At 52.9% G+C, this 8,420-nt stretch carries 7 protein-coding genes; 3 read left to right on the top strand and 4 right to left on the bottom strand.

The genetic code is table 11. The features are described 5' to 3' along the window. Positions 1–72: 72 nt before the first annotated feature. Both BUA40_RS13300 and rfbA read left to right on the top strand, forming a co-directional pair. The gene (locus BUA40_RS13300; protein WP_072801339.1) at positions 73–2,169 is read left to right on the top strand and encodes a polysaccharide biosynthesis tyrosine autokinase; all 2,097 of its coding nucleotides are present in this window, start codon (positions 73–75) and stop codon (positions 2,167–2,169) included. After that, the gene (rfbA, locus tag BUA40_RS13305; RefSeq protein WP_072801340.1) at positions 2,169–3,056 is read left to right on the top strand and encodes a glucose-1-phosphate thymidylyltransferase RfbA; all 888 of its coding nucleotides are present in this window, start codon (positions 2,169–2,171) and stop codon (positions 3,054–3,056) included. Before BUA40_RS13300 ends, rfbA begins: the two co-directional genes overlap by 1 nt. 30 nt (positions 3,057–3,086) lie before the next feature. On the opposite strand, the gene rph is transcribed toward rfbA, so the two are convergent. The 3 genes from rph to BUA40_RS13320 are packed head-to-tail and all read right to left on the bottom strand — an operon-like array spanning position 3,087 to position 5,340. Further along, positions 3,087–3,812, bottom strand: coding sequence for a ribonuclease PH (gene rph, locus BUA40_RS13310; protein WP_072801341.1), 726 nt, complete (start codon positions 3,810–3,812; stop codon positions 3,087–3,089). Between the two features lie 10 nt (positions 3,813–3,822). Then, complete coding sequence (locus BUA40_RS13315; RefSeq protein ID WP_072801342.1) at positions 3,823–4,674, bottom strand: prephenate dehydratase; 852 nt, start codon at positions 4,672–4,674, stop codon at positions 3,823–3,825. A gap of 9 nt (positions 4,675–4,683) precedes the next feature. Then, positions 4,684–5,340 carry a C40 family peptidase gene (locus BUA40_RS13320; protein ID WP_083585422.1) on the bottom strand — a complete coding sequence of 219 codons (657 nt, stop codon included), beginning with the start codon at positions 5,338–5,340 and terminating at the stop codon, positions 4,684–4,686. A gap of 30 nt (positions 5,341–5,370) precedes the next feature. Between BUA40_RS13320 and BUA40_RS13325 the strand changes: the two genes are divergently transcribed. Continuing rightward, positions 5,371–6,132, top strand: coding sequence for an acid phosphatase (locus BUA40_RS13325; protein WP_072801344.1), 762 nt, complete (start codon positions 5,371–5,373; stop codon positions 6,130–6,132). Between the two features lie 108 nt (positions 6,133–6,240). Here the strand turns inward: BUA40_RS13325 and thrS are convergent, their stop codons facing one another. Next, complete coding sequence (gene thrS / locus BUA40_RS13330) at positions 6,241–8,178, bottom strand: threonine--tRNA ligase (RefSeq protein WP_072801345.1); 1,938 nt, start codon at positions 8,176–8,178, stop codon at positions 6,241–6,243. Positions 8,179–8,420: the final 242 nt, after the last annotated feature.

The following is an 8,420-nucleotide window of genomic DNA, read 5'->3' on the forward strand; positions in this document are numbered from 1 at the left end:
AAAGATAGCTTTTTTGTATAGCCCCTGTTTTTTCTAAATTATATCCGCATTGTGTTAGAGGAAGACCTTTCTATGGCGACATCGAAAAAAGAAGAAACCGATTTAGGTGAATTTTTAAAGATCCTTGTAAAGAACTGGCAGATTATGGCCCCAGTCATGTTGCTTTCGGCAATTATTGGAGTCTTCGTTGCCATGTGGGCACGTCCGATTTATCAGGTGGATGCCCTTTTACAGATTGAATCCAAGAATAGCAAGCCTTCTGGAATGATGGGTAGTCTCGGTGCCTTGTTTGCGACCAGTAGCCCCGCCGAAACAGAAATGGAACTGATCCGTAGCCGCCAGGTGATGGGATCCGCTGTCGAAAAGATGAGGCTTGACTTGGTTGCAGAACCTCTTGACAAGATGGATCGTCTGCTGCATAAAGAAGGCCGCCTTGAACTCAACAACTTCAATGTCCCCTGGGATAATGTTCCCAAGGAAGAAAGGGGAATGCCTTGGACTGTTGTTGCCAAGGATTCCTTAGGTAATTTTGAACTGTATGACCATAATAAGAATTTGGTCCTGTCTGGAGCTGCTGGGCAAACTTATCGTTTCCCCTATGCCGGTGATACGGCTTCTTTCGGTATTTTCCGCGCCGTCGTTCGTGAAGGTCAGCGCTTTGCCGTTTCCAAGATGAAGCGACTGGAAGCTATCGAGGCTTTCCGTAGCGCCTTCAAGGTTTCTGAAAAAGGAAAAAAGACCGGCATTCTCGAATTTTCGTACCAGGATATCTATCCCGATCGCGCCGTTGAAATCTTGAACGAGGTCGCCTCGTCGTACCTGCGTCAGAACGTTGAAGAACGTAACGCCGAAGCCCAAAAGACTTTGGAATTCTTGGAAAAGCAGTTGCCCGATGTCAAGGCTCAGATGGATTCTTCCCTCTTGAACTTGAATACCTATCGCAACCGCGTGGGTTCTGTGGATATCAATGCCGAAACGCAATTGGTTTTGCAGCAGCGTATGAAGTTGCAGCAAGATATTCTTGCTTTGCAACAGCGTAAGCAGAGCGCTATCCGCTTGTTCCATGCAGAACACCCCTCTGTAAAGACGTTGGAAGAACAGGAAAACGCCTTGAAGCGTGAACTTGCAGGAACGTCCAGCGCCGTGAAGAAATTGCCCGCTACCCAGCAGGAAGTGCTGAAACTCCAGAACGAGGTTGAATTGGCAAAGGTCATGTATACGACCATGCTCAACAACATTCAGCAACTGCGATTGGTGTCGGCTGGTGAAGTTGGTTCCGTCCGCATTATTGACTTTGCGGAACAGGTGACTAAGCCGACGAAACCCAAGAAAAAGATCATTCTTTGCGTTGCTCTGTTCCTGGGCTTCTTGCTTGGTGCTGCCATTGTCTCCATCAAGTCGAAGGTCAGCAGCGGCGTCAAGAGTGCCAACTTCATTGAAAAGGAAACAGGCTTTACGGTTTACGCCAAGGTTCCCAAGGGCAACCCCAAGGGCACCAAGGGTACAAGACCTCTTGCCGTGGTGGAACCCGACGATGTCGCTGTGGAATCGCTACGCGCCCTCCGCTCTTCTTTGGAATTCTCCATGATGGACGAAGGTGGCTCCATTGTTGGCGTGAGCGGCCTTATTCCGGGCGTGGGCAAGAGCTTTGTGTCCGTGAACTTGGCAGCCTTGTTTGCTGGACTTGGCAAGAAGGTGCTGCTGATCGATGCTGACCTTCGTAAGGGTCGTCTCCATAAGGAATTTGGCATCAAGCGCGGCAACGGCCTTTCTCAGGTGCTGTTGCGTGAAGTGGAAGCCGAATCGGTGGTGTTCCCCACGGAAGTTGAAAACCTGTTTGTGATTCCTTGTGGCAATGTTCCCAATAACCCGGCTGAATTGCTTGGATCCAAGCATTATGCCGAAGTCATAAACAAGTTCAAGAAAGAATACGACTTGGTTGTCATTGATACTCCGCCGATTATGCTTGTTACTGACGCCGCTCTCGCTTGCCATGTGGCTAGCCAGATTGTGATGGTGATTGAATACAATAAGCATTCTATCGATGCCATCAAGGACGGCATGGCCCAGATTCTCAAGGGTAATTCTAGCGCCCATGCTTCTATCGTAATTAACAAGTATGAACATAGCCGCACCGAAGGGTATGGCTACAAATACGGGAAGTACTAATGAAGGGAATCGTTCTCGCCGGAGGTTCCGGTACCAGGCTTTATCCGTTGACCATGGTGACTTCTAAGCAGCTTTTGCCTGTTTATGACAAGCCCATGATCTACTACCCGCTTTCTACTTTGATGCTGGCGGGCATTCGCGACATCCTCATTATTTCGACGCCTACGGATTTGCCGAATTTTGAGCGCTTGCTTGGTGATGGTTCCTCCATGGGATTGAACCTTTCTTACAAAGTGCAACCCAGCCCTGATGGCCTTGCACAGGCCTTTATTCTGGGTGAAGAATTTATTGGCAACGATTGCTGCGCCATGGTGCTCGGCGACAACATTTTCTACGGTAACGGTTTTAGCCCGCTTTTGAAGGCCGCCGTGAAGAATGCCGAAGAAAAGGGCCGTGCCAGTGTGTTCGGTTATTATGTGGAAGACCCGGAACGCTTTGGCGTGGTGGAATTCGACGAATCGGGCAAGGTGATTTCGGTCGAAGAAAAGCCGAAGGAACCCAAGAGCAACTATGCCATTACCGGTCTCTATTTCTACGACAATCGCGTGTCTGCATACGCTAAGGCCCAGAAGCCTAGTGCCCGTGGTGAACTTGAAATCACGGACTTGAACCGCGTATACTTGGAACAGGGCGAACTCGACGTGAAACTTTTGGGTCGTGGCTTTGCCTGGCTCGATACTGGAACCATGGACAGCTTGATTGAAGCGGGCGAGTTCGTGAAGATGGTGGAAAACCGCCAGGGTATCCAGATTTCTGCAGTTGAAGAAATTGCCTACATTAACGGCTGGATTACCAAGGATAAGCTCTTGGAATCTGCGGCCAAGTACGGAAAGTCGCCTTACGGCCAGCACCTGCGCAAGGTAGCCGAAGGCAAAATTCGTTACTAGTCTGCGAAAGAGCCGAGCGGTCTTTGCTTCTTACGGCAACTCGCCGCCGATCAATTCCATCTGCTTTTTGTAGATGTCCTTGCAGGCGTTTTCGCCGAGGTCAAGAAGCGTATTGAGCATGTTGCGATCGAAACTTGCGTGTTCGCCGGTGCCCTGCACTTCGATGAAGTTCTTGGCGTCTTGCATGACCACGTTCATATCGACATCGGCAGCAGAATCTTCTACGTAGCAAAGGTCGCAGAGCGGCTTGCCTGCAACGACTCCGACGGAAATTGCGGTAATGCCGTGCTGCAGAATTTGCTGCGTAAGACCGAGACGTTCCTTGATTTTCTTGAGGGCAATCGCAAGGGCGACGAAGCCGCCGATAATGCTTGCGGTACGGGTACCGCCGTCGGCTTCGATCACGTCGCAGTCGACCACGATAGCGTTTTCACCGAGGGCTGCCAGGTCGGCTGCGCCGCGCAGCGAGCGGCCCACAAGGCGCTGGATTTCTTGCGTACGGCCGCTCGCGCCCTTGCGCTCGCGTTCCACACGCTTACCCGTACTCTGCGGGAGCAAGCTATATTCAGCCGTAATCCAACCGGTGCCTTTACCGGCGAGCCAATCAGGAACCTTTGGGAGGAGTGTCGCGTTACAGATAACGCGGGTACGACCCATTTCAATCAGAACAGAACCATCGGCGCTCGAAATAAAGCCCGTGGTCATTTTAAGGTTGCGGTATTCGTCAAACTTTCTGTCGGTACGTTCGTATGCCATATTCTGCCTCTTAATATTTCAAAGTTTCAATCACGCCTTTCTTGAAGGTGCCCAGAATGTACATGTTGTTCGTGTAGTTCTTGAGTTCGACAAGGGCTTCCTTGGCGCGGTCTTCGTTCACGTTTGCTTCGAAGGACACGTGGAAAATGTATTCCCACGGCTTGTCCGGGTGCGGACGGCTTTCGCAACGAGTCAAGTTGATGCCGCGCTTGGCGAAGCATCCTAGCGCATTGTAGAGAGCTCCGACGGCATTGTTGTCGGCAAGTTCAAACAGCATGGTCGTCTTGGCGCCTTCAATGGTATCGAAGGCTGCGGGAACCTTTTGAATTCCGTAGAAACGGGTGAAGTTCGTGCCCTTCAAATTTTCGAGGCCAGCCTTCAGAATGTCCAGGTTGTAAATCTTCGCGGCATAGGCGCTTGCGATGGCGCCTTCGTCTTTAGCCTTGCGTGCGGCGAGCTCTTCGGCAGAGCCTGCGGTATCAAAAGCCGGAACCGCCTTGATCTGCGGATTTTCGGCAAAGAACTTGGAACACTGTGCAAGTGCCTGCGGGTGGCTGTAAACGCGCTTGAGGTCGCCAAGCTTGACACCCGGCATCACGCACAAGGTGTGTTCGATGCGGAGCATGACTTCGCCCACAATACGGTGACGCCACTTGTAAAGCAAATCGTAGTTCGCCTCGATGGAGCCTGCCGTCGAGTTTTCGATAGGAATGGCACCGCCATCGGCTTCGCCCGTTTCGATTGCCTGGTAGATTTCTTCGAAAGTGTCCATCGGGAGCGTTTCGATATCTTCGCCAAACAGATAATGTGCGGCGCAATCGCTATAGGCGCCCTTGCGACCTTGGAATGCAATTTTTTTCATAGCTAAAATTTACTTAAATCTTCTGGCGCCTTGGTACTTGTGGCCCCAGTACTTGTCTTGCATAGGCGAAATCATGACGCCCTTGCTGGTGCTTGCATGAATAAAGCGGCCTCCGCCCAAGTAGATTCCTACATGGTCGATCTTCCAGAGGCTTCCGAAGAATACGAGGTCGCCTTCTTTGAGTCCTCCGCGACTTACGGATTTTCCGCGACTGTCCTTGTACATTTTGGAGGAACTGTGGTCAAGTTCAATGTTGTAGTAGCCCTTGTAAACTTGCATCACGAATCCGGAACAGTCTGTCTTTGTTCTGGTGGCTTTGCCGTAGACGTACTTGGCCCCCATCCATTGTCTTGCGTAAGATTCGAGACTGCTTTTCGGTGCCGCTTTTTTGGCGGCCTTGGCGGCTTCTTTCTTGTTGATGGCGGCGCGGGCCTTTTCGGCGGAATTCATGTGTTTAGTCGAATCCGACGGGGCTTCTTGTGCGGTCTCCTGTGGAGGTGCCGGAGGCTCTTCTTTGGGCGGGGTGGAGGCGGTCTCGCTTGGCGGGACGCTCTTGTAGTCGCCAATGCTTCGGTCGTAGCCCGTGCGCACCGGGAAAGAGCAACACGTGAGTCCTAAGCAGAGTAGGGCTAGTATGGGAACTACGGTTCTAAAACGAGAAAGCATCGAGTGAAAAATAGTTAATATTTGAAGTGTATGAAAGTTCTTAAGAAAACCTTTATTGCAATCGCCCTTTTCGGGGCTGCCTTAGTGAGCTATGCCGCCGATGTCAAACCCTATGTGGAAGCGGATGCGCTTCCGGACGCGCTGAACTATTACCCTGCACCCCCTGATACCATGTCGCCGCAGTTCATGTACGACATCTCGCAGTACATGTGGGGTAAAACGATGCGCCTAGACTCTGCCCGTGCAGCCCTTGCGGTGGCCCAGGCGGTAGAAACGATCGAAGAGATGGCTGCAATGTTCAGCGAACCCTTCGGCATGGAAATTTCGGCAAAGAAGACTCCTGCCATCATGAATGTTCTCGAACGCGGAATCCGGACGCTTAAGCAGGTGGGGAGCAAGGCCAAAAGGCACTACATGAGGCGCCGCCCTTACGACCGCTTCAATGAACCGACGCTTGTCCCCGCCGAAGAAGAAAGACTAAGAACAAATGGATCCTATCCGTCAGGACATACCATTCGTGCGTGGTCGATGGCCATGCTGCTAATCGAGGTGAACCCGGCTGCCCAGGATGCCCTGCTGAAATACGCCTACGAATGGGGCCAGAGCCGCGTGATTGCCGGATTCCACTGGCAAAGCGACGTGGACGCCTCCAAGGTGCTTGTCTCGGGCGCCTACCCGAGCTTGCATACAAATGAAATTTTTATGGCCGACATGCGCAAAGCCCAGGCAGAATTCAAGAAACTGAATGCCGCGGCAGGGAAGGCTGCTGCTGGGAAGGCCGGGAAGAAGTAACGCGCTAATTTGATTGAAGAATATGAAAAAACGCAGGCTCAATCGAGTCTGCGTATTTCGCAAAATGTCATTCCCGGCTTGACCGGGAATCTCCTTTAGGCAGAGAACTTAACGCACAACCTTGCGGTCTTCTTCCGTCATCTTGAGGAAGTCAGCAACGGTCATTTGACCCTTATCGCCTTCCTTTCTCTTGTTGACTGCGATAACGCCTTCAGCCTGTTCCTTTTCGCCTACAATAATCTTGTACGGAATCTTCTGCAATTCGCACTGGCGGATCTTGTAGCCGAGCTTCTCATTGGATTCGTCGACTTCCACACGGACGCCGGCGTTCACGAGTTCCTTCTCGACCTGTTTTGCGTAGTCCACGAACTTTTCAGAAATCGGGAGCACGCGGGCCTGAACCGGAGCGAGCCACAGCGGGAAATCGCCCATGAATTCTTCGATAAGAATACCGAGGAAGCGTTCGATGGAACCCACGGCCGCACGGTGCAACATCACCGGAATGTGCTTCTGGTTGTCCTTGCCGACATACTCGGCACCCAGACGCTGCGGGAGGTTGAAGTCCACCTGGATGGTACCGCACTGCCAGTCACGACCGAGGCTGTCCTTCAGCGTGAATTCAAGCTTCGGGCCGTAGAAGGCGCCTTCGCCCGGGTTCAGGATGTAGTCGAGGCCAGCGAGCTTCGTGGCTTCGGCGAGGGCGGCTTCAGCCTTGTCCCAGATTTCGTCGGAACCCACGCGCTTTTCCGGGCGGGTGGAGAACTTCACCACGATATCGTCGAAACCGAAGTCGTGGTAGATTTCCTTGACGAGGGCGCAGAAGTCGGCCACTTCGCTTGCAATCTGGTCTTCGGTACAGAAGATGTGGGCGTCATCCTGCACAAAGCCGCGCACGCGCATCAGGCCGTGCATGGTGCCGGCAGGTTCGTAACGGTGGCACTTACCGAATTCGGCAAGGCGCATCGGAAGGTCGCGCCAGCTGCGGAGCCCAGTGTTGAAAATCTGGATGTGGCAGGGGCAGTTCATCGGCTTCACAGCCATTTCCACGTCGCCAGCCAGCGTCTTGAACATGTTCTCGTTGTACTTGTCAGCGTGGCCGGACTTGATCCACAAAGTCTTGTTCACGATTTCCGGCGTGATCACTTCGAGGTAGCCACGACGGTCAATCTTGCCACGGATGTAGTCCTTGAGGGCGTTCACCATCTTGGTGCCCTTCGGGTGCCAGAACACCATGCCCGGAGAATGGTCTTCGATGTGGTAGAGGTCCATTTCCTTGCCGATCTTGCGGTGGTCGCGCTTTTCGGCTTCTTCGAGGAACTTCAGGTAAGTTTCGAGACCTTCCTTGTCGGCAAAGCAGGTCCCGTACACGCGGGTCAGCTGGTCGCTGTTCTGGTCGCCGTGCCAGTAGGCGCCCGACATCGAGAGCACCTTGAAATTCTTGAGCTTGCCGGTAGAAGGCACGTGGGGGCCGGCACAGAGGTCTTCAAAGTTCTTGCCCGGTTCGCCAGTCACGTAAAAGCTGAGCGTACCGTCGCTACCTTCGCGGGCGAGAGCGCGTTCAGCGTTATCCGTCTTGTATTTGTCGCCCTCGGTGCGCTTCAGGCCATCGGCGGCGCTAACTTCGCAACGCACGAACGGACGGTCTTCCTTGATGATTTCCTTCATGCGCTTTTCGATGCGCTCGAAATCCGACTGCTGGATCGGGGTCGGTGTCATCAAATCGTAGTAGAAACCCTTTTCGATAGCCGGACCGTAGGCGAGCTTGGTGCCCGGGAACAGGTCGCAGATGGCTTCGGCAAGCACGTGGCTGCAGCTGTGACGCAGGAGCATCAGAGCATCCGGGTCGTCGTTGCTCGGCGTGATAATCTTGATGGTGCCGCTCTCGGTGAGCGGGCGCGTGAGGTCGAGGACCTTATCGCCAAGTTTGACGCCAAGCGCCTTGCGTGCAAGACCTTCGGAAATGCCCTTCGCAATTTCGAGGCCGGTGGTGCCCGATGCTACGGAACGTACGGAGCCATCGGGGAAAGTGAGTTCGATTTGAGACATAATTAATCCTTTTTGTGGGCGGTTCTCGCCCGGTTCCCCAGAAATACGACATCTGGCGGTGCGCGCAAAAATAGAATATGGTATAAGATGTGGCTAGTGGGAGGGGGAAGAATCCCCCTGATTGCAGCCCGCTACGCGGTCTTCCATCACCCCTTCGCCTGAACCGACCCCAAAAAGTTGGACAGGTTAAAGTTAGGATAAAATTGAGTTATGGGTCCGGTATTGAACCGGGCTCATTCCGT

Source organism: Fibrobacter sp. UWT2, assembly GCF_900142545.1.
Lineage (GTDB): Bacteria > Fibrobacterota > Fibrobacteria > Fibrobacterales > Fibrobacteraceae > Fibrobacter.

Bases quoted from the DNA above. Each gene is read 5' to 3' on its own strand.
- BUA40_RS13320 (WP_083585422.1), bottom strand. From the start codon at position 5,340: ATGCTTTCTCGTTTTAGAACCGTAGTTCCCATACTAGCCCTACTCTGC.
- BUA40_RS13300 (WP_072801339.1), top strand. From the start codon at position 73: ATGGCGACATCGAAAAAAGAAGAAACCGATTTAGGTGAATTTTTAAAG.
- thrS (WP_072801345.1), bottom strand. From the start codon at position 8,178: ATGTCTCAAATCGAACTCACTTTCCCCGATGGCTCCGTACGTTCCGTA.
- BUA40_RS13315 (WP_072801342.1), bottom strand. From the start codon at position 4,674: ATGAAAAAAATTGCATTCCAAGGTCGCAAGGGCGCCTATAGCGATTGC.
- rfbA (WP_072801340.1), top strand. From the start codon at position 2,169: ATGAAGGGAATCGTTCTCGCCGGAGGTTCCGGTACCAGGCTTTATCCG.
- rph (WP_072801341.1), bottom strand. From the start codon at position 3,812: ATGGCATACGAACGTACCGACAGAAAGTTTGACGAATACCGCAACCTT.
- BUA40_RS13325 (WP_072801344.1), top strand. From the start codon at position 5,371: ATGAAAGTTCTTAAGAAAACCTTTATTGCAATCGCCCTTTTCGGGGCT.